At 43.2% G+C, this 21706-nt stretch carries 16 protein-coding genes; 3 read left to right on the top strand and 13 right to left on the bottom strand.

What is annotated here, in order from left to right; all coding sequences use genetic code 11:
- Position 1: 1 nt before the first annotated feature.
- From menH to AAEO50_RS16640, 3 genes are read right to left on the bottom strand one after another with little or no spacing between them, the layout of a single operon-like run.
- Positions 2 to 826: a 2-succinyl-6-hydroxy-2,4-cyclohexadiene-1-carboxylate synthase gene (menH, locus tag AAEO50_RS16650; protein ID WP_341985435.1), complete on the bottom strand. Its 825-nt coding sequence runs from the start codon at positions 824 to 826 to the stop codon at positions 2 to 4.
- Entirely contained in the window at positions 823 to 2559 is a 1737-nt protein-coding gene (gene menD, locus AAEO50_RS16645) for a 2-succinyl-5-enolpyruvyl-6-hydroxy-3-cyclohexene-1-carboxylic-acid synthase (RefSeq protein WP_341985434.1), read from the bottom strand. The genes menH and menD overlap by 4 nt, the downstream gene beginning before the upstream one ends.
- Positions 2552 to 3997: an isochorismate synthase gene (locus AAEO50_RS16640; RefSeq protein WP_341985433.1), complete on the bottom strand. Its 1446-nt coding sequence runs from the start codon at positions 3995 to 3997 to the stop codon at positions 2552 to 2554. The genes menD and AAEO50_RS16640 overlap by 8 nt, the downstream gene beginning before the upstream one ends.
- Before the next feature lie 618 nt (positions 3998 to 4615).
- Between AAEO50_RS16640 and AAEO50_RS16635 the strand changes: the two genes are divergently transcribed.
- Together AAEO50_RS16635 and AAEO50_RS16630 are read left to right on the top strand one after the other, a co-directional pair.
- A complete protein-coding gene (locus AAEO50_RS16635; RefSeq protein ID WP_341985432.1) occupies positions 4616 to 5539 on the top strand; it encodes a 1,4-dihydroxy-2-naphthoate polyprenyltransferase in 924 nt (307 codons plus the stop codon).
- Between the two features lie 667 nt (positions 5540 to 6206).
- Positions 6207 to 6962 carry a TraR/DksA C4-type zinc finger protein gene (locus AAEO50_RS16630; RefSeq protein ID WP_341985431.1) on the top strand — a complete coding sequence of 252 codons (756 nt, stop codon included), beginning with the start codon at positions 6207 to 6209 and terminating at the stop codon, positions 6960 to 6962.
- Between the two features lie 93 nt (positions 6963 to 7055).
- On the opposite strand, the gene AAEO50_RS16625 is transcribed toward AAEO50_RS16630, so the two are convergent.
- From AAEO50_RS16625 to glgB, 8 genes are all read right to left on the bottom strand, one after another.
- On the bottom strand, positions 7056 to 7235 hold the full coding sequence (locus AAEO50_RS16625) for an LPXTG cell wall anchor domain-containing protein (protein ID WP_341985430.1): 180 nt from the start codon (positions 7233 to 7235) through the stop codon (positions 7056 to 7058).
- Positions 7236 to 7313: 78 nt separating this feature from the next.
- The gene (locus AAEO50_RS16620) at positions 7314 to 8744 is read right to left on the bottom strand and encodes a DUF1510 family protein (RefSeq protein WP_341985429.1); all 1431 of its coding nucleotides are present in this window, start codon (positions 8742 to 8744) and stop codon (positions 7314 to 7316) included.
- 41 nt (positions 8745 to 8785) lie between these two features.
- On the bottom strand, positions 8786 to 10180 hold the full coding sequence (locus AAEO50_RS16615; protein WP_341985428.1) for a glycosyltransferase: 1395 nt from the start codon (positions 10178 to 10180) through the stop codon (positions 8786 to 8788).
- A gap of 261 nt (positions 10181 to 10441) precedes the next feature.
- Positions 10442 to 12847, bottom strand: coding sequence for a glycogen/starch/alpha-glucan phosphorylase (locus tag AAEO50_RS16610; RefSeq protein ID WP_341985427.1), 2406 nt, complete (start codon positions 12845 to 12847; stop codon positions 10442 to 10444).
- On the bottom strand, positions 12837 to 14282 hold the full coding sequence (glgA, locus tag AAEO50_RS16605; protein WP_341985426.1) for a glycogen synthase GlgA: 1446 nt from the start codon (positions 14280 to 14282) through the stop codon (positions 12837 to 12839). The genes AAEO50_RS16610 and glgA overlap by 11 nt, the downstream gene beginning before the upstream one ends.
- Positions 14279 to 15307, bottom strand: a complete 1029-nt coding sequence (locus tag AAEO50_RS16600) for a glucose-1-phosphate adenylyltransferase (protein WP_341985425.1) — start codon at positions 15305 to 15307, stop codon at positions 14279 to 14281. Before AAEO50_RS16600 ends, glgA begins: the two co-directional genes overlap by 4 nt.
- 36 nt (positions 15308 to 15343) lie before the next feature.
- A complete protein-coding gene (locus AAEO50_RS16595; protein WP_341985424.1) occupies positions 15344 to 16501 on the bottom strand; it encodes a glucose-1-phosphate adenylyltransferase in 1158 nt (385 codons plus the stop codon).
- Between the two features lies 1 nt (position 16502).
- Positions 16503 to 18374 (bottom strand): 1,4-alpha-glucan branching enzyme, encoded by a 1872-nt coding sequence (glgB, locus tag AAEO50_RS16590; protein WP_341985460.1) that lies wholly within the window; start codon positions 18372 to 18374, stop codon positions 16503 to 16505.
- A gap of 421 nt (positions 18375 to 18795) precedes the next feature.
- On the opposite strand from glgB, the gene AAEO50_RS16585 reads away from it, so the two are divergent.
- On the top strand, positions 18796 to 20004 hold the full coding sequence (locus tag AAEO50_RS16585) for a DUF4910 domain-containing protein (RefSeq protein ID WP_341985423.1): 1209 nt from the start codon (positions 18796 to 18798) through the stop codon (positions 20002 to 20004).
- A gap of 91 nt (positions 20005 to 20095) precedes the next feature.
- On the opposite strand, the gene AAEO50_RS16580 is transcribed toward AAEO50_RS16585, so the two are convergent.
- Both AAEO50_RS16580 and AAEO50_RS16575 read right to left on the bottom strand, forming a co-directional pair.
- Positions 20096 to 21103: an aminoglycoside phosphotransferase family protein gene (locus AAEO50_RS16580; protein WP_341985422.1), complete on the bottom strand. Its 1008-nt coding sequence runs from the start codon at positions 21101 to 21103 to the stop codon at positions 20096 to 20098.
- An 87-nt stretch (positions 21104 to 21190) separates the two neighbouring features.
- The gene (locus tag AAEO50_RS16575; protein ID WP_341985421.1) at positions 21191 to 21316 is read right to left on the bottom strand and encodes a hypothetical protein; all 126 of its coding nucleotides are present in this window, start codon (positions 21314 to 21316) and stop codon (positions 21191 to 21193) included.
- Positions 21317 to 21706 lie beyond the last annotated feature (390 nt).

Raw genomic sequence — 21706 nt, 5'->3', positions numbered from 1 at the left:
GTTAGACATCCTCCTTTATGTACTTGAATAAAACATCCTCTATTATTGTAACAAACTTTCGAGGTTCTTCCACATGAATTGCATGCCCGGTGTCGAAAAAAGTAAAAATTTCAACTATGGGAAGAAGTTTCTCCATTTCTTCAGCAATTGCAGCAAACTTATGATCGAGTTCCCCGATCAGCAAAATCACTGGAAAGGAGAGGTCATGTAACGCTCCCCACCAGGAAGGCTGAGCCCCCGTCCCCATTCCCTTCAGGCTGTTCGAAAGTCCGACAGGAGATTGCTGAAGGCGCTGCCTCCGGATTGACTCTTGAACCTCTTTCGGCATTTTTTTCTGAGTGGAAAACAAGGGGATCTCCTCCCATAAATTCACGAAAGACTCCATTCCTTCTTCCATGATCCAATCAGCTAGAGAATGATCTCTCTCCCGTCTCTCTTTCTGTTCCTCTTCCGTTTTCAATCCGGGAGAAGCACTCTCCAGTATAAGAGTACTGACATATTCAGGGTAGAGATTAGAAAAGTGAAGAGCCAGCCTCCCTCCCATTGAATAACCGATAATAGCAGCTTTTCTAACGTTCAGCTGACTCAAAAGGCTCCGGATATCGCAGCAAACTGAGTCCATAGAATAACGGGAAGCATCGGAGGGGGAATCACTTCTCCCATGGCCAATGATATCAATTGAAATGCATCGAAACCTATCCTTGAGATGTTCTGTGATATCCTCCCATGTACGGTTATCTCCCGTAAACCCATGAAGAAATACCAGCGGGAATCCTTCTCCCTTAACATCTACAAAATAATCGATCTCATTCACCCGGAGAATCATAAAGCATTCCCCTTCAACTTCCCGGCTATTTCCTGGGAAACAAAATTCCACAATTTACGATGATTTGCTACATTTTCTTCACGGTTTGTCAGAACTTCAATAATCTTGATACCTTCATGCTGCTCAGCATTTTTAAGAGCGTCACTAAACTCGCTCTCTTCTCTCACCAGCGAGTAATGTGCACCGTAAAAGGCTGCAGCTGAAGAAAAGTCAAGATCCATCGGCGTCCCGAATAATTCCTCGAAGTAGGTCCCGTCACTTGCCTGTGGAAGGAATGAGAAAATCCCTCCCCCGTTGTTATTCATCACAACAATATTTATATCCAGCCCATATTTCTTTGCGACAAGAAGACCGTTCAGATCATGGAAAAATGCAAGATCACCGATTAACAGATACATCGGAGTATTTCCAGTGCTCATGCCGAGTGCCGTCGAAACGACTCCATCTATACCATTGGCTCCACGATTGGCATGCACAGAAACGCCGCCCTCTCTATTGAAGAAAAATGTATCGATATCTCGTATCGGCATTGAATTGCTTGCAAAAATCGAAGCTCCGTCCGGCAGCTGTTCGATCAGCTGTTTGACAGCTTTCCCTTCATTCCATGGCTGGTCGCCTGTCTGAAGGATGTTTCTCGCGATATCATTTATTGATTTCCACTGCTGCAGCCATCCGGATTCCTTATTTGCAGAACCTGTCTTCAGGTCCATACAGAACAATTTTTCATCGCAATAAATAAAGTCGGTTGCTTTCGCGATCGGATCCTGCCATTCCTCGCCGCCGCTGACAACCCAATACGGAACATCAGACAGCCCTTTAAGGAAAAGGGTCAGAGGTTTAGATACAGGCATAGCTCCAAAGCGAATGATCAACTCCGGCCGGAAGACTTTCTTGACTTCTTCGATTTTCAAGAACGCATCATAGGCTTCGATAACATTCACTTTAGAGTGGTCTCCGCTCCTTAGCTGGGAGAGAGGATCTGCGAAGATCGGGAGTCCATGATGTTCGGCAAAATCCATAATCGAATTGATTGCTGCTGGATCCAGTCCCGGACCGCAAATGATCAGCCCTTTTTGTTTTTCCCTTAATACACTGATCAGATTATCCCGCATTTCTGAAGATAGGCCGCGCACTCCCCCGACTACTCTTTTCTCACTGCGGGTGTTAGAAAAAAGTTCTTCATCTAAAGAAGGAATTAACGGTTCCCTTATTGGAAAATTAAAATGAACCGGTCCGGCTGGAGCTGAAAGTGACAGGCCAGCCCCCCTTGCGGCAGAGGCTTTTGCATACTGTAAAATACCAGGAGAAGATTCAGGCAGTGCCATATCGACACTCCACTTTACGTGCCTGCCGTATAGATCGAGCTGATTGATTGCCTGCGGAGCACCGACTTCCCTCAGCTCATGGGGCCGGTCTGCTGTCAGCACAATAAGCGGAACCTTTGCGTAACGAGCTTCGATGACAGCCGGGTAATAATTGGCCGCTGCCGTTCCAGACGTACAAAGAATCGCAACAGGCTTCTTCTTAGCCTTTGCGATTCCAAGTCCGAAGAATGCAGCTGAACGTTCATCGACGTTGATATAGGTTTTCACACCCGGGTGATGTGTAAACAATAACGCCAAAGGAGTAGAACGAGATCCAGGGCTGATGACGACCTCGTCTACTCCATTTCCTACTAATTCATCGATAAATGCAGCTAAATAACTTGTTAATCTTTGTTGATGTTCATCCATGGATGTTTCCCCCTAATGCTCTCAACATTGATCGAAATTTCATTTGGGTTTCTAAGAATTCACTTTCGGGATCCGAGTCTGCTACAATTCCGCACCCGGCATAAAGATACGATTCATCTTCATGAAGAAGGCCTGAACGTATGGCTACTGCAAATTCCCCATTCCCGTAAGCATCCATCCAACCCACTGGGCCCGCATATAACCCTCTGTCCATTTTTTCTTCCTGGCGGATGACATGAAGTGCCCTATCCCTCGGTACGCCTCCCAAAGCAGGTGTAGGATGCAGTTTCTCAATCATATTGAGGAGAGAAGTCTGCGCAGCAGCCCGGCCCACCACAGGCGTATATAAATGCTGAATATCTTTCATTTTCATTAATCCCGGCTTTGCCGGCATTGAAAGTTCATTGCAGAATGGTTCAAGAGCCTGGTGAATGTTCTCGACAACCAAATGATGCTCATATCGATTCTTCTCATCGTTCAGAAGCTCTTCTCCAAACTTCTCATCCTCATCGAGCGAGCTCCCCCTCGCAATCGAACCGGCTAAGCAAGTAGACAGCACTTCTTCGCCGGTCTTTTTGACAAGACGTTCCGGGGTAGCGCCGATAAAGCAGCTCTTATTCTGTTCAAAGCTGAATATAAAGCTGTCAGGCTGCTGCTTCCAAAGGTTGTCCAGTACAAAGTCAGAAGTGATGGGAGCCTCAAAGGATACCTTGCATTTACGCGCAAGGACAACTTTCTCCATTTCACCATCCTTCAGTTCATCGACGACATTCTGGACGGAATTTTTCCACTCTTGCGGTTTGTAATCCTCTATATTGATCACAGAAGCTTCTTCAGGAACGGAAGGGAATTTTGCCTTCCTAATGATTTCATCTTTTAAGAAAATCATCTCATTTAAAGATTCTTCGTCATGTTCCGGCCCGCATAGCATGTTCAAAGTCAGATAATCCGCTTCCTTGGATTTGGTCAGCATGAAGGATGGAACCTGAAGAGTACCATTCTCGAAGTCATTCCACTCCAGGCTTCTTTTATTAAGCGGATCAAATCGGAAGCCTCCAAATAATAGCGGTCCCGTACCAATCCAGTTCTCAGGAGAAAGAATGACCCCTTCGTTGATAAAGCGCTTCCACTCTTTTTCAACTGCAAAGAACTGATCCCTGTCATCTTCCGTAGAAATCGTCTTTGTGGATCCCAGTCCTGCAATTGTAATCGTATGATCCCGGTCCTTCCATAAAAAACGAGTTCCTTTAAATAAAGAAATTCCTTCATTATAAAAAGATAGCGGATCGACAGAATCTATTTTCTCAACGATGCTGAAAAGGACGGGGTGTTGATATTTTTTAGCCTTTTCCATGGCTGTATCATATGCTTTTTCAATATTGGTTTTATGGATGGTAACCAACCCGAATTCCCCCAAACAATCACGTACATGATTCAAAACTTATTATAAGATACACCTCAGTATAAGTTGTGTCAACGTGGTGAATGACAATAAAACAATTTTATCCTTATTATATATAATAAACCCTTTTTACGTATTTGAGAAACCTAAAGGGTTGTAAAAGTGATCAAATAATGGAAAACCCCAACTTTTTTGCAGGATAGAAGTTCATTTTGTTAAGGTTATAGCTATATTAAAGTTTGCGGTAGTTCCAGCTGTTGATTGGAGTGCAAGACGAAGACTCCTGCGGGAGAAGTGGCCAATGTGAGACATGTCCAGCTCCGGCGGCTAGCCCCTCGAGGTCATAAGCTAAATGGACCAAGAAGGCAAAGCACGCCTTCCCGGCCCATTCAACTTATGCTTGTCGGGGCTGAGCGAGCCGCCTCCGCTTTTCTTCCCACAGGAGCACAGCGACGAGGAGGCTCACAGGTCACCCGCGGAAAGCGAAGTCTTGCACGGAAATCAACAGCGGCGTTTACAGAGCCAAAGGTATATATAGGAAAGCCCTGTCCAGAAAAAAAGATTGACACTCCTCCCTCCATTACCTACACTTTAATCTGTAAAGGAATTGTAATGTTTTCAGAAAAATTCCTTGAAGGTAAGGGAGAGAGATGAATGGCACATCAAATGACAAATCCAATAGAAGCAGATAAAGGGTGGAAGATCTGGTGGCAGCTCACAAGACCGCATACCCTGACAGCTGCATTCGTTCCGGTACTGCTTGGGACGGTACTTGCTCTTCAATATACAGACATTCAATTTCCGCTATTTTTAGCGATGCTTGCGGCCTCTTTGTTTATCCAGGCCGCAACGAATATGTTTAATGAATACTACGACTATAAACGCGGTCTCGATACGGAACACTCAGTAGGTATCGGCGGCGCCATTGTCCGGAATGGTGTGAAGCCTTCAACGGTCATGAACATCGCTTTTTCTTTTTATGGAATCGCCCTGGTATTAGGTTTCTATATCGTCGCAAACAGCACATGGTGGCTTGCGGTGATAGGCATACTCTGCATGGCAGCCGGATACTTTTATACCGGGGGACCGATGCCGATTGCCTACACTCCGTTAGGTGAAATCGTCGCTGGATTGTTTATGGGATTGATCATCATCCTGATCTCTTTCTATATCCAAACGGAGACAATCACTGCTGAGAGCATTCTGGTTTCCGTTCCGGTCTCGATATTGGTAGGGCTGATATTACTGGCTAACAATATCCGCGACCTGGATGGAGACAAAGAAAATGGTCGCAAAACCGTCGCCATTTTACTTGGTAAAAAAGGAGCCATCGTACTTCTCGGCAGTATGTTCTTCGTAACGTACGCATGGGTCGCTGGATTAGTATTGTTTGGAGACGTGTCTCCTTGGATTTTCGTTTCTTATCTTAGTATTCCAAAAGCAGTAAAAGCTACAAAAGGCTTTATTGGAAAATCACAGCCGATTGAAATGATGCCGGCGATGAAAGCAACTGCTCAGACCAACACAATTTTTGGGTTTTTGCTGTCGATCGGATTGTTGCTTGCGTATTTCATTTAATCAAGGTAGTTGTCAGATTGAAAACCGGACCGTTGATGTCCGGTTTTTTTATTTGATGTTATGAAATGGAGGGTAGATTACGAGATGCTGTTTAAAAATGAAAATCGGGGACTAAAGACGGCAATAGCAGAGATGATAGAAAGCTTGTATAATTTAGTTTAGAATCATTATCATAAGATCATAAAATTGGAAATAAGATCATATATTTCTGAAACGGATCATAAATCTCCATACAGGATCATATTTTTGAAAAAAAGATCCTAAATCTCCATACAGGATCATAACTTTTCATTTACCTATAATGAAAGCATACACACCTTCTTTATTCAGCTAAATCTTATGAAAAATATCATCATTCCCCTCATTTTTACTTGTCCCCGCATAAAAACTCCAAAAGAAATGCGCATCTCCTATCATTCACTGCTACCCTCCCCTAAAAACCACTGCCATTCTCAGAACGCTTTTTACATAGCGGGATATATCCTGTAAAATCTTATAAATCCTTCTACAATTGTTAAAAGCCATCCTTCACAAAAAGGACGCTCTTCCTCCAAGTATGCTCTTTTTTATGTTTTAATCAGACGACTTTCGGATAAAGTATGATTAGACCATAAAAAAAGTGGTTCGGTTTTCGAAACCGGACGTCAAAATGAAGGATGTGAGAAGATTGCTTACAAATAGTCAGCAAGAGACACTGAAGAAAGAACTGCTGCAACAACAAGCACAATTAAACGAGCATTTGAAACGAGATCTTGACAGTCTTCATCATACAAACGAACGAGATAATTCAGGAGAGCTGTCTCTTTATGACAACCATCCTGCGGACATGGGTACAGAGCTATATGAACGCGAAAAAGATTTCGCAATTGATGATCATTCAAAAATCGAGTTAAACAAGATCAATCAGGCATTAAAAGCGATGGAAGAAGGCACTTACGGCAAGTGTAAAGAGTGCGGATCAGAAATTCCTTATGAGCGTCTTGAAGTGATTCCGACAACACTTTATTGTAAAGATCATTCTCCGGAGCAGTCCAAAGCAGGAGACCGCCCGGTAGAAGAAGACGTACTGCAGCCGCCGATCGATAATGAATTCAAGCATCGTACAGACGGGAACGTCCAGGATGACCAAGACAGCTTCCAGGAGGTGGCCCGCTACGGAACGTCTGAAACACCATCCGATTTTGAAGGCGAGTACGAAGATTATTCCGAACTGTATCAAGGAGAAGATTCCTCTGAAGGATTCGCAGAGGATTACGAAAGCTTCGTTGGAACGGATATCGACGGCTCTAACCGTAAAACGTATCCGTCGAAGAAACACGAAGACTACGAAGAAATGTTAGATGATAATGACCTGGAGTCCCCTATTGGCGATATTCCGTATAAAGATGGGGACGGTTATGTTTCTAAAAAGAAAAATGACTAAATGAAATAAAATCCCAAGGCTAAGTCAAATTAGCCTTGGGATTTTATTGTAAGGAACTGGCCAGCGCCGCTACTTGTCCAAATCCTTTTACCCTTATTCTTTATCGTATTTAAGATTATTATCAACCTGGCTCAGGCTCAGTACAGCTTCTCTTTCAATCTCTGCTATTCGTTTTTCATACTTTTTCGTTCTTTTCCTTAATAGTATCAATAATCCTAGGCTCATTATCATTAACACAACGATAATCACTACAAGCCAATCCATGTTATTCATTAGTAACTTCTCCTATTTATTTGTTCTTGTGAAAAGTAATTTTTTTTATTCACAGAGCAAGCAAAGTTAACTTTTATATCATTGATGCTTTTGATCGTTTTCATACAGTTCCTCCACCTTAAAGGGTGCGTATCCTCTGCCTTCAATCCATTCGACATGAACCCTGAAATTATCTGTCTGAGCTTTATTCGTTACAGTAGCTATAACAGAATTCATTCCTTGTCCTTCCACCCACCAAAGAATCATATCGTTGGGCGATAAGTCAGCGCCCTTCGCTATTGCTGCGGTCATTTCTTCCCAATCCAGGGAACCTTCATCGAACGTCACCTTGGTATGATTTGTTTGATTGGTAGGGACAGGCGTCCAGTCTTTATTGATGACTCTTTTTACATTGGGCTGATCGCCGGTTTCGTTGGAATTTTTATCTGTCTCTTCTTCATCAGGACCATTATTAGTTGCTTCAGAAGAGCTTTCCTTCCCGGAATCTTTTTTGACAGACCCTTGCTCGTCTTTTGACTGGCTGGTTTCATTTTGAGGTAACTTATCCGCATTCTGTTTCTCAACATTTTCTTTATTGCTTGAACGATTTTGTTCGGCATCTGGCCCATTTGGCACCAGCTCTAAATGTTTTTTCAGAGTGAGTGAGATATTGTCGAGATTCTTTTTATCAGGCATGTAATAATAAGTACCTTTAAATGTTTTATCTTTACCTTCTATCTTGTGTGCCTCAATGGTTTCGCGTGCACTCTTATAATTGGCTTGAATATTCCACATTTCGATTGGGTTCATATTCGTTTTAACGTTATGCTGAAGAACATTGATAATATCTCGGAACTTCGTGACCGAAGCAATGCTCTCCCCCTTCTGCATCAAGGCTTCAATAACTTGACGCTGACGTTTCTGACGCCCAAAGTCACCCCTTGGATCCTTCTTTCTCATGCGGGCATAAATCAATGCTTCTTTGCCATCCAGTTTAATCTCGCCTTTCGGAAAGTGTACATGTTTATCCGTGAACTCCAAGTCATTGTTCACTTCCACTCCCCCATATGCATTGACAATCCCTTCAAATCCTTTCATATTTACCTCTATGAAATAATCAACAGGTACATCCAGGAGGGTTTCGACAGAATTAATGGTCATCCCGGGTCCGCCGACTTGATAGGAACTGTTTATTTTGTCTAATCCTCCATTAATCCTTATGTGCGTATCCCTGGGTATGCTGACCATATGGATCGATTCGGATTGAGGATTGATTGTCATCAGTACCATCGTATCGGCTCTCCCGCTCTCTTCACCCGGACGGGAGTCCACCCCCATCAAAAGGATGGAAATGGGATCACCATCGGTCAAACTGATATCGTCCTTGCGCTCTTCGTATTTTCCGTTTTGTTCAAAATCCTCGTTCATGCTTGCTCCTGTTGAAGTCACAAACTGGAAAGTAAGACTTATTAACCCCAGAATGAAAACCGTTAAAGAGGTCAACGTGATCAGCAGAAATTTTTTACCCATTCTCTTCCCTCCTCCATACTTTTTTCACTGTGGGTTCCAGCCTATGCTGCAGGTTTCGTTCCTTCTTGGTTATACTTTCTGCCTGTCCTTGAAACTTTGTTCCACTTTTTATTGAAGAAAAACGAAATACTTCCATACATGACAAAATACATCGTGACAAATCGATAGATGAATATATCAAAAAGAATGGCTCCAACCAATCGAAAACCATCTTTTAGCGAGAATGTAAACCCATAACGCTTTGCTTGACGGATCGCTACCAGATCGTAAACCACACCGAAAACGAAAATCCAAAACATATAAAAGAACAGGTAGTTCAAATACGTATTCTGCGGGTCGTGAATCATATTGAAGATAACTATCCCTGTCATGATGTAAGAAGCAACCGTCCCCACGAGAAACGCTTCAAAGATGTAAAAAAAGGATACGGTCTTGGAAAATAAGGTTTTTCCGAAGAAGGAACTGAAATGAATGACACAGTCTATGTACGCCTTCTGCCAGCGCAAACGCTGCTTAGTCAGATCTCTCCATGTCTCAGGCAATTCGGTATAACCAACTGCCTCTGAAATAAAGCGAATCCGTGAATTTTTGTTATTTGCGATCAATCTATGGATGCGCAAGGTGATATCTATGTCTTCACCGATCGTGTTCCGGTAACCTCCCACATCGAGAAGGGCCTGCTTTCTAAAAATGCCAAAAGCTCCGGAAATGACCGCCAATGCTTTAAATCGAACCAGGGATAACTTTGAAATATAGAATGCTTTCAAAAAGTCTAAAACCTGTACCCGCAACAACATATTTGCATATTTAAGCGACAAGCGTTTGGAAGAATCATTCAACTTTGTTTGAAGTACATGAACCATTCCGCCCGCAGCAATAACTTGTTCGTCTTTAAATGTGTCATTAACTGCGTTTAATGCGCTATTCTCCAAAATCGTATCCGCATCCAATGTGATCGTGATATCACGTTGCGAGTACTCGATACCAGCATTTAAAGCGTCTGCTTTTCCTCCGTTCACCTTATCGACGACATAGAAGCGGGGGTAGAGTCGAGACCTGTATGTCCCTTTCACTTCTTCGTGTGTCAGATTGCCGTCTGGAGTCATTGAGCAAGGTTCCAACTCCAGCAATCTGCCCAGATAGCCCATTGTCCCATCTGTTGAACCGTCATTGATATAGATGACCTCCAGTTCAGAATAAGGTAAGGACGTCATGCTCTGAACCGATGTTTCAATAATCCCTGTCTCGTTATAACACGGTATTAATATACTCAATCCTTGTTCATCTTCATGGCCATGCTCGATCATCCATTTTTTTATTGCAGGATTCCGTTTAGACCTTTCGTCTGCCTCCCTGAAGATCGGCAGGCAATGATATAAATGAAGCACTGGAAACGTAACACTTAGAATGAAAAACACGGTAATTAATATATCCAAAACGTACACTCCTTTTTAAAAAGAAAAAAGTCCTCCATAAAAGGAGGACGCGCTACTATTCATTATTAAAATCATACCATATGAAATTCATGGACCAACACAGTCTATCTATTCAAAACTCACACTGCCCGGAATAGTATAAACTATTTATCTGACAGAATAGTTTTCCTGATTGCGTTTTCAAAACGGGACCATTACATCGTTAGAATAAACCTACAAGTTTATTGCCTGTAAAATACATTGTCCTTAAAATTCCTTTCTTTACCTCATCAAACTCCCTTGCCCGATCTTCCATATCTCCCTCGAATACTCCTCTATCGTCCGGTCACTCGAAAAATAGCCGGAATTTGCGATATTGTACAGGCACTTTCTCGACCAATCTTCCCTCTTCCCGTAAGCTTTTCCTGCTTCTTCCTGAATCCGTAAATAGGAATCAAAATCCCGCAAGACAAAGAACTGGTCGTTCTCACCCAAAAGCGAATCATTAATCGTCTCAAAGTGATCATCCGCACCGGGCAGCGTGTCATCTATAAGCTGGTTCAGCACCTTCTTGATACGGGGATCGTGATGGTAATATTCCATCGCGTAATATCCCCCCTGCTGCTGATAGTTCATGACTTCCTCCGCCGTCAATCCGAAGATAAAGATGTTGTCTTCCCCGACCTGCTCAAGGATCTCGATATTTGCACCATCGAGGGTCCCTAATGTAAGTGCACCGTTCATCATGAATTTCATGTTTCCTGTACCGGATGCTTCCTTGCTTGCGGTAGAAATCTGCTGCGACAAATCAGCGGCCGGGATGATTTCTTCAGCCAGAGATACCCGGTAATTTTCCAAAAAGACGACCTTTATCCGATCTTTCACGACAGGGTCATCGTTTACAAGGTCCGCTACCGCATGAATGAGCTTGATGATTTTCTTTGCATAGAAATAACCCGGTGAAGCTTTGGCCCCAAAAATGAATGTCCGGGGATGGAAGTCAAAATGCGGATCCTCGTGACAACGGTTATAAAGATGCAGGATATGAAGCACATTCAGCAGCTGCCGTTTATATGCGTGAAGCCTCTTTACCTGGATATCAAAGATTGATTCCGGATCGACCTTCATCCCGTTACTTTCGAGAATACGGCGGGCCAAGCGCTCTTTATTCTTCTGCTTCACTTTATAAAGATCCTCGATGAAGGAAGTATCACTCTTATACTTCTCGAGGTTCTTAAGCATTTCCGGCTGATGAATCCATTCATTCCCTATCGCCGTGGTGATCAGGTTCGATAAAGAAGGGTTGCTGCCGAGCAGCCACCTTCTGTGCGTGATTCCATTGGTTTTACTGTTGAATTTATCTGGATAATATCGGTAAAATAAGTTCATTTCCCTTTGCTTCAGGATTTCTGTATGAATCTTTGCCACACCGTTGACGCTGAAGCTGCCGACAATGGCCAAATGAGCCATCTTCACCTCTCCATGGGAAATGATTGCCATATCCTCGATCCTTTTCCATTCACCAGGGTATTCCTTCCATAGTTCCCGGCAAAAGCGCTCATTGATCTCGTTGACAATCATAAAGATGCGGGGAAGCAGCGGCTGAAAAATGCGTACCGGCCATTTCTCAAGTGCTTCCGAAAGCGTCGTATGATTGGTATAGGCGAAGGTCTTCGTGGTAATGGTCCAGGCCTCTTCCCAGTCAAACTCGTATTCATCCACGAGCACCCTCATAAGTTCCGGGATGGCGAGCACAGGGTGAGTGTCATTGATGTGGATCGAGACATATTCATGCAGATCCCTCAAGTCTCCGTATCTGTAAATATATGAATCTATTATCGAACGGATACTGGCTGAAACGAGAAAATACTGCTGCTTCAAACGAAGGATCTTCCCTTCATCATGGGTGTCATCCGGGTACAGGAATTCAGTGATTGCTTCTGTTTCCCGCTTGTATTTCATCAGGTCTTTTCCGGCTTTGTATGCTGCGGGCTCTGCGCTCCAAAGACGCAGGGTATTGACCGTCGAGGTTTCGTGTCCGACGACCGGCATATCATAAGGAACCGCAGAAACGAGTTCAGCATCCACGTGGCGAAACTTCAGCACATCATTTTTCGTATATGACTCGACCTTCCCCCAAAAAGGGACCTCAACCGTTAAATCCGACTTTCTGACTTCCCATACGTGACCATGGCGGAGCCACTGTTCAGGAAGCTCCATTTGAAAGCCGTTGACGATTTTTTGTTCAAACAAACCGTGTTTATATCGGATTCCATAACCATGTCCTGGCAAATTAAGAGAGGCTAAAGAATCCAGGAAACAGGCTGCCAGGCGCCCAAGTCCTCCATTCCCTAACCCCGCATCATGCTCAATTTCTTCAATATCTGCAAGATCGATCCCCAGATCCTTCAGACCCTGATCGACCACCTCATATATCCCCAGGTTCATCAGATTCTGCCTCAAGAGCCTTCCCAACAGAAATTCAATCGATAAATAATACACCTGCTTCTTTTTATTAAAACGATACTGCTCATTCGTATGAATCCAATTCATGCTGATGTACTCCCGGATTAAATGGCCCAGGGCGAAAAACTGATCCTGAGAAGTGGACTCAGGAAATGTCTTGCCGTACATCATTTCAAGCTTTTTAAGAAACATCTCTTTAAATTCGTTGTGATCAGAAAACATGGCTTTCACTCCTCGATACAAGGTCAGCATATAATTGGTTGTATTTAAAGGCCGATTGAGCCCAACTATAATCTTTATTCATGGCAGTTTGTACGATATGCTTCCATGTTTCCTTTTCATTGTGGTAAGTACCCAGCGCTCTTCTATACGTATAAAGCATGTCATGCGCATTAAAGTTTTTGAAGGAGAAGCCGTTCCCTGACTTCAGTTCTTCGTTATACGATTGCACGGTATCATTCAGTCCGCCTGTTTCCCTTACAAGCGGCAGCGCACCGTATCGTAAAGCAATCAACTGGCCGAGTCCGCATGGTTCAAATTTCGATGGCATCAGGAAGAGGTCAGAGGCTGTGTAAATTTCTTTCGCCATTTCTTCATTAAACCCGATCGTCACTCTTACCTTGTCAGGATAATGCCCTTCCATTTCGCGGAAAAATTGTTCAAATTCCCAATCCCCCGTCCCGAGTAAAACAAATTGAACGTTCTCCTGGAGCATCTCATGGAACACAGCCTTCACCAATTCGAGCCCCTTTTGAACAGTTAAACGGGATATGATCGATACAACCGGGATATCCTCATTCACCTCAAGGTTCAGCTTCTCCTGAAGCTCAAGCTTCGTTATGACTTTGCCTTCAAGGTTCCCGCTCCTGTAAGGAAAGTGGCCTTCCTCCGGATTGTACACTTCATCATCGATTCCATTCAGAATGCCTTGCAGCTGACCATAGCGCTGCCTTAAAATCCCATGGAGCTTTTCCCCGTAATAAGGAGTCAAGATTTCCTCCTTGTACGTCGGACTGACGGTCGTGATGTAGTCCGATGAAATCAATGCACCCTTCAAGAAATTGATATTATCATAAAACTCAAGATACTCCGGGTGAAAATACCGCTCGGGCACCCCAAGTAAATCCGTCATGACTGACTTTGGGAAAATCCCTTGAAACTGAAGATTATGGATGGTAAAGACACTCCGGATAAACGCATAACCCGGCTTATCCTGATATTCTGTCCTTAATAAGAACGGTACCATTGCGGTGTGCCAATCATGACAATGAATGACATCAGGATAAAAATCAAGTGCCTCGATTGCATCCAATACAGCTCTGGTAAAAAATGAAAAGCGCTCGCCATCATCGAAATAACCGTACATGCGGTCACGATTGAAATAATACTCATTATCAACAAAGTAATATGTAACTCCATCGTATTGGATCTCTTCAATCCCGCAATATTGATTCCTCCATCCGACGGAGACAAAAAACTCTTTCTTCTTTTTCATTCTCCGGCGGTATTCCTGTGGGATCCCCCCATACTTCGGGAGAATAACCCTGATATCCGTCCCCAAGCTTCTCAGCTCTTTCGGGAGGGCTCCGGCAACGTCCGCCAAGCCTCCTGATTTAACAAAAGGCACACATTCAGAAACAGTAAACAAGACTTTCACGAATTCATCAGCGCTCCTTGAATCATCCCTTTACGAATGACAATGGGATTATCGGGATCTCCTATAAGCTTTACTCCGTCCTCGATTCTCACATCTTTATCCAGGATGACATTCTCTAGTACACAGTTATCCCCAATTTGACTCTTTTGCATAATGATACTGTTTGAAATGATTGAATTCTTCCCTACCTTCACCGCCCTGAACATCGTTGAATTGCGTACTTTCCCCTCGATATAGCAGCCATTGGCTATGATGCTGTTTTTGACGCTTGCTCCTGAAGTATAACGCGCAGGCGGCTCATCCTTCACTTTCGTGTAAATCGGCGTCTCTTTCTTGAACAATTCTTTCCAGGAAGAAACATCTAAGAGCTTCATGCTTGTTTCAAAATACTTCTCAATACAATCAACGGTTTCCACAAATCCGATATGCTCATATCCGCATACTTTATAACCGCTGTCCATGTCTTCGACCACGTCCTGCATGCACGTATAACCAGTCTCTTTCCGGCTTTCAATCAGCTCTATTAACAGCGACGTCTTCACAAGATACATTTCGAGTGACTTTCCTTTATGGCGGATCTCCGTGATATCGCACCCGATCGCCGCATGCCTTTCAAGGACGGGACGATAATTGATATTACATACCGTGTAGCAATTGCTGATCAGCGCATATTCCTGACGGCTGCGGTAAAAGTAATCAAGGTGGTGAGCAAAATGATTGAACGACCCAACCCCCTCATCGACCGCATCCAGCCCCGGAGCAGGAAAGAAGAACAACCCGTCTCGTTTGCGGTTCAAATCCCAGTTTTTCCCGGAACCAAGGTGATCCATTAACGAGCGATACTGGAACTTAGGGAAAATCGCAACCGAGCCTATATCAGAATTCACCATATTGGAAAGAACAAAATCAATCAAACGGTATCTTCCACCAATCGGAAGAGCAGCCAAGGATCGATGTAAGAGCAAATCCTCTAAAGATTTATAATAACTAGTGGCATCAATAACTCCAAGCAATGAATTTTTCACTACAATTCCTCCTCTTAAGTTGTACTTTAGAGATTCCTACACTTCTTCTTGCTCTAGCAATGTTTCGATGAATGCTTCCGTTACCAGAATCACTTCCTCAGACCCCTCTTCCGGCATGATGCAAACTCCATTAGGCACTTTGACATTAGACGGTACAATTGCCTGTTCAATATAGGCATTCTCCCCGATCACCGCATCCGGCATGATCACCGATCGAGTAACGTGAGCTCCCTTTTTCACCGTCGTTCCCTGGAATAACACCGACTTACTGATTGTGCCTTCAATCGTACAGCCTTCATTGACAAGTGATCCTTCAACGAATGCATCCGCTGAAATATATTGCGGCGGCTCATTCGGATTGACCGAATATACCCTCCAGTCATGGTCAAACAGATTTAATTCGTTACTCTCATCAATAAGATCCATATTCGCTTCCCATAAGCTTTTAACCGTGCCTACATCCTTCCAGTAGCCCTTGAACGGATACGCCATCAGCTTCTTCTTTTCATCAAGCAGCAGTGGAATGACATCTTTTCCGAAATCATGACTGGAATGAGGATTTCGTTCATCCATCTCCAGAAAATCCTTTAAGACCGACCAATTAAAGATATAGATCCCCATGGAGGCTAGATTGCTCTTCGGATATGCCGGCTTTTCTTCAAATTCAGTAATTCTCATTTCTTCATTTGTATTCATCAAACCGAAACGGCTGGCCTCTGCCCAATCCACTTGAATGACCGAGATGGACACGTCGGCTTTCTTCTCGATATGGTAGTCAAGCATTTTACTATAATCCATCTTGTAGATATGATCGCCTGACAAGATCAAGACGTATTCAGGATCATACTGTTCAAGGTAATTCATATTTTGATAGATGGCACTTGCAGTCCCTGTATACCAGCGCATCTCGGATGATTCTGCATACGGAGGAAGCACCGTCACACCGCCATTCTTGCGGTCCAGGTCCCATGCACTCCCGATCCCGATATAAGAGTTCAGCACCAGCGGCTGGTACTGTGTCAGCACTCCGACCGTGTCAATCCCGGAATTGGTGCAGTTGCTCAACGTAAAATCAATGATCCGGTATTTCCCTCCGAATGGAACTGCAGGCTTCGCTAAGTTTTTCGTGAGTGAGCTTAAACGACTCCCCTTACCGCCTGCTAATAACATGGCCACACATCTTCCCTTTGCCATTCTATTCTCCCCTTCCGTATTCTGGTTTTAAATAAACTGCCGCATATGGAGGTATCGTCATTTCCACAAATCCGTCCTTCCCATGATAGCTTTGATGCTGAACGGGAATCGGAAAAGGGTTAACCTGATGGGAGCCTCCATATTTCTCATCATCACTATTCCATATCTCTCTATAGGAACCGGCAAAAGGTACGCCGACCTTATACCTGTGATAGACAACTGGACTGAAATTGCAGATCACCACAAGATGATCGTTCTTCTTCTTGCCTTTTCTTATAAAAGAAAAAATCTGCTGATCTGAATTATTCACATCGATCCATTCAAAGCCCTGGGATTGGTGATCTAACTCATATAAAGCTTCAGCACTTTTATATAAATGCAGCAAATCCTTGAAATATGAATTGAATTTGTGATGAAAATCGTAACTCGTTAAATGCCAATCCAGCTCCTCAAGATCCTTCCACTCTGAAAACGGAGCCAGTTCGCTTCCCATAAACAGAAGCTTCTTCCCGGGGTGAGCCGCCATAAACCCCAGAAGCAGGCGGTACTGCGCGAATTTCTGCCAGTAATCACCCGGCATTTTATTCAATAACGACTTCTTCCCATGCACAACCTCATCATGTGAGAAAGGGAGAACATAATTCTCTGAAAACGCATAAAGAAGGGAGAACGTCATAAGGGAATGAACATCTTTTCGTTCTGAATGAGGTGTCTCCATATAATCGAGCACATCATTCATCCATCCCATATTCCATTTATAATTAAAGCCAAGCCCCCCATAATGAACCGGAGATGTCACCTGCGGCCAGTCCGTCGAATCCTCTGCAATCATCAGAATGGATGAATCATATTCAAATACAGCTCCATTCAGCTTTTTCAAAAATTCGATTGCTTCCTGGTTCGGTGACTGCTGGCCCTGATTGGCCCAGTAAATGATATTTGCCACCGCATCAATCCGAAAGCCGTCAATATGGTAAACTTCCATCCAGAAACGGGCATTGGAGATCAGAAAACTCCTTACTTCGCCTTTACTCAGATCAAAATTGGCCGTCCCCCACGTATAGTTCTCACGGTCACGTTCCTCCTGGTACTCATAGGCAAAAGAACCATCAAACTGATACAAGCCATGTGCATCTTTACAGAAATGTCCCGGAACCCAGTCCAGAATGACTCCTATATCATTTCTGTGGCATTCATTAACGAAAGACATCAAGTCATGAGGTTCGCCATATCTGCTTGTCGGTGAATAATACCCAGTGCTCTGATAACCCCAGGAACGGTCAAAAGGATGCTCTGTGATCGGCAGCAGCTCAATATGGGTGAAACCATGCTCTTTCACATATGGAATCAAATCCTGAGCAAGCTCCCTATAAGAAAGAAACTTCCCTTTCTCCTTTTTCCACGTCCCTAAGTGAACCTCGTAAATGAACATTGGCTGATCATATACCGTAGAACCGGTTCTCTTCTCCAGCCACTCTTCATCACTCCATGTGAAGCCTTCCAGTTCATATACGATGCTTGCTGTCTGTGGCCGCTTCTCTGAAGCAAATCCATACGGATCCGCTTTAAGCTTCTTCTCTCCGGATAAAGCCGTCATTTCATATTTATACGTTTCACCCGTCAAATCACGTTCAACCCGGATTACCCACAGGCCTTCCCGGTTCCACTTTTCGAGTTCATAACCGTTACCATTCCACTCATTGAATGACCCAACCAGTGACACACTTCTCGCATTCGGTGCCCAAACGCAAAATTCTGTATAGGTCCCAAGGGGATCTTTTCTCACATGAGAACCCATAAACTGATACGCTTGCTGTAAACTTCCCTCATGAAATAAAAAAACATCATAATCAGATAACATCATTGCGTTCATCACTTCACCTACATTTTTCAATCTATTAACTACTTTCTGCCACTTATGAGAAAACCCTTTTTAAAAACATCGCTCTATTACGACATAATCCTACACCGTCAACAAAGAAAACGGTTGCATTGTAATATTAAGGAAAATGATAAGGGTTACATTCGAAGAACCTGCTGAAACGTGTCGAAAGTTTTTTGAGGAAAATAAGAGTGAAAAAATGAAGAAAATAAAGGGATTCCGATATTAAGTAGGGAAATCAGGCGAATAGTACTATCTGTATTTTTATATGCAGCTCCCGGATACACATGTAGAAATTTGGAATGATCACAATCCACTTAAAGGATATATATGGTAAACTAATAAGGCCCGTCCCTCGTTGCTTTACCGCAGTGAGGGACGGGCCTTGAATACATACATGGGGGATGGATGAATGAGTATTTTACAGGATAGATTGATGGAGCATTTGTCGATGCTGTCGCATGAAATCGGGTGCAGGCCGGTGGGTACTGCCGGAAACTCAGCAGCAGCCGATTATATTAAAAAGATTTTAAGCGACATAGGGGCAGAAGTGGAAGACCAGGAATTCGAGGTTCCCGTCTGGGAATTAGCAGAAGCTTTTCTGGAAATAAACAATGAACGGCTGGATGTAACGGCTAACACGTTTTCCATTCCTTGTGAGACAGCTGGCGAACTGGTCTCATTTTGCACGCTGGACGAGCTTGAATCCGCATCCGATTTACAGGGGAAGATTGCTTTATTGTACGGAGAATTATCAAAGGAAAACTATGTTCCAAAAGGATTTACCATCTATAACCCGGAACACCATAAAAAAGCGATCGGATTACTGGAATCAAAGAATCCATCCGCCATCATCACCGTCCAGATGCAAAATGGAAAACGACTCCCGCTTATAAGCGATTGGGACTTTTCCATTCCTTCTGTCACTGTCAGCCCGGAAACAGGACTATTCATTAAAGAGTGTCAGACCGCTAAGCTTGTGATAAAGAGTAAAAAAAGCCCCGGTGCAACAAGGAACATCATCGGTAGAATACCTGGCAAAGTGAAAGAGAAAATCATATTGGCTGCCCACTACGACACCGTTTTCAATACGAATGGTGCCTTTGACAATGCTTCTGGAGTATCCATCATGCTAACGCTCGCAGAAGAGATTGCCAAACGAAAAAACTGGAAAACGGGGTTCGAATTCATTGCATTCAGTTCTGAAGAATACCTCGGAGCTGGTGATGAAATTTACTTAAAGGAGTATAAAGAAGACCTGCATAACGCGCTGGCAGCACTGAATTTTGATGGCATTGGCCAATCACTGGGTACAAATAACATCACCCTTATGTCTGGCTCCGATGAACTCGAGACCCGCGTGAAAACAATAAAAAACGACTTTCCGGCTGTCCACTGGACGAACCCTTGGTATGAAAGCAATCATTATACTTTTTTCTCAAACGGGGTTCCGAGCATCCCATTCAGCTGCAGCGGTGTCTCTGACTTACTGCATACAACAGATGATACCCTCCGGTGGATAAGTCCAGACAAGCTGTCCGAAGTCTTCTCTTTAGCATGGAACGTACTAATTGACCTGCAGGATAAATCGGCGGTGTGGACAAGGGGGTCAAGCAGTTAAGTATTTTGATTAAAAGACGATAAGACCAGCTTACCCATAAAAAACGCTCAGTTTTCTGAGCGTTTCTGACTCTTTAATCATATGCAATTATTCAATTCAACGCCATTTGAACAGCCGCATACCTCTCCCATTCATCCATCGTATGACTGATTAACCTCGTTATATCCTTCACTCTTACTTCCCCGCATTCCTCCTTGTTTAACAAATCCAATAACGCAATCAGGTCCAACAACTTGGCTCTCTGTAGCCATTCATGGAGCAAGACCCCTCCATTCTCTCGATAACTTAATATAAAGGGCTTTAACATTCCTATGGAAGTTACACCCTCATATCGCAGCATGTTCCCAATATCGATTAATGGGGAACCACTAAAAGCGTATTCCCAATCTAAAATGGCAGAAATTCTTATACTGCTGTCTTCTTCTTCAACTAAGATATTCAAAGGATTAAAATCACTATGTACTAAGGAATTTTGCTCTCCCGGATCGTCCAAAAGAAAAGCATGCTCTTTGGAAAAGTTCAAAACGCTGCTGCATAACTTTCCCCCTATATGTTTGATGACATAGCCTTTTTTAAGAATTTCTTCTATAAACGCGATGAAAGTGTTTGCATTGATTTTAACATGCTCTTTTATGTTCAACTGACCATCAAAGAAACCTGAATCGTGAAATTTCATTTTATGAACCTCAGCTAAAGCTGCTCCGGCTGCAGTTGCAGCACGCCATATTATCTTTTCATTCTTCCTATCCATCATTTCAGAAAGCTGCTCTCCACGAACCCAGTTCATTAGTAAGAACGGGTAATTAAAAACAGAGCAGCTAGAATCAGAGTAAAGAACCTTAGGCACTGGCACTCGTCCCTCTAAGAGTTTGGCAATTTCACTTTCAATTTTCATGCTTTTATTTTCCTTGGGATAAATGCGCAAAACAAAAATCTCATTTGTGTTTGTAATAATTTTTATATTGGAATTATTTAATCCACCGCTCAATCGTTGAACCTGATCGATACGCTTCCCTTTTAAAAAAGGGTTCAGCATGTTCTGGATTGTATACATGTCAGGCATAATGTACTCATTTGAACGTTCCCATCCTGCTTTCATCATTTCACCTTCATATCATTTCAACTTAACTATGCCTTGTGCTACTCGTGTAACTTAATTTTACTGCCTTGGTTGCTATAAAACATTTTATATACTTATCCAATGGCTTCTCTGCTTTTCTTCAATATCCTCTTTACTTACCGGCTGAGTATAAACAGCGCCATCATCAACCTTTTTATCCCTTGCACGGCTAGTTAGATTTATAGCATCCATTAATAAAGCTCCCTCACCAGAATATTCAAATATTTATCATTGTAACATTCTTCTTTCATCCAAATATAATGAAAGACCCACCTTTATTATCTCAAAGGCAGGTTTATCATTAAAAGTTTTGTAAGTCTATGGTGACCTGAAGATTTCTTATAAAGTACAAAAGAGGCTGGGACGAAACTAAAAAACCACTATATAAACACGAACAATTTCAGTATAGACTTTTAATGCCGCTAATGATTTCCGTGTAAGACTTCGCTTTCCGCGGGTAGCTCGTGAGCCTCCTCGGCCAGCCTGTGGGAAGAAAAGCGGAAGGGCTTTGCTCAGAGGCGTGTGGCATAAGGCAAATCGACCACGAAGGCGTTCTTTGCCTTCTTGGACGAGTTGACTTAT

It is taken from the genome of Rossellomorea oryzaecorticis (genome assembly GCF_038405515.1).
Lineage (GTDB): Bacteria > Bacillota > Bacilli > Bacillales > Bacillaceae_B > Rossellomorea > Rossellomorea oryzaecorticis_A.
This window is presented reverse-complemented; position numbering and strand designations above follow the sequence as displayed.

Bases quoted from the DNA above. Each gene is read 5' to 3' on its own strand.
- AAEO50_RS16580 (WP_341985422.1), bottom strand. From the start codon at position 21,103: ATGAAAGCAGGATGGGAACGTTCAAATGAGTACATTATGCCTGACATG.
- menH (WP_341985435.1), bottom strand. From the start codon at position 826: ATGATTCTCCGGGTGAATGAGATCGATTATTTTGTAGATGTTAAGGGA.
- AAEO50_RS16635 (WP_341985432.1), top strand. From the start codon at position 4,616: ATGGCACATCAAATGACAAATCCAATAGAAGCAGATAAAGGGTGGAAG.
- menD (WP_341985434.1), bottom strand. From the start codon at position 2,559: ATGGATGAACATCAACAAAGATTAACAAGTTATTTAGCTGCATTTATC.
- AAEO50_RS16620 (WP_341985429.1), bottom strand. From the start codon at position 8,744: ATGGGTAAAAAATTTCTGCTGATCACGTTGACCTCTTTAACGGTTTTC.
- AAEO50_RS16625 (WP_341985430.1), bottom strand. From the start codon at position 7,235: ATGAATAACATGGATTGGCTTGTAGTGATTATCGTTGTGTTAATGATA.
- AAEO50_RS16585 (WP_341985423.1), top strand. From the start codon at position 18,796: ATGAGTATTTTACAGGATAGATTGATGGAGCATTTGTCGATGCTGTCG.
- AAEO50_RS16595 (WP_341985424.1), bottom strand. From the start codon at position 16,501: ATGGCAAAGGGAAGATGTGTGGCCATGTTATTAGCAGGCGGTAAGGGG.
- AAEO50_RS16575 (WP_341985421.1), bottom strand. From the start codon at position 21,316: ATGGATGCTATAAATCTAACTAGCCGTGCAAGGGATAAAAAGGTTGAT.
- AAEO50_RS16610 (WP_341985427.1), bottom strand. From the start codon at position 12,847: ATGTTTTCTGATCACAACGAATTTAAAGAGATGTTTCTTAAAAAGCTT.
- glgB (WP_341985460.1), bottom strand. From the start codon at position 18,374: ATGAACGCAATGATGTTATCTGATTATGATGTTTTTTTATTTCATGAG.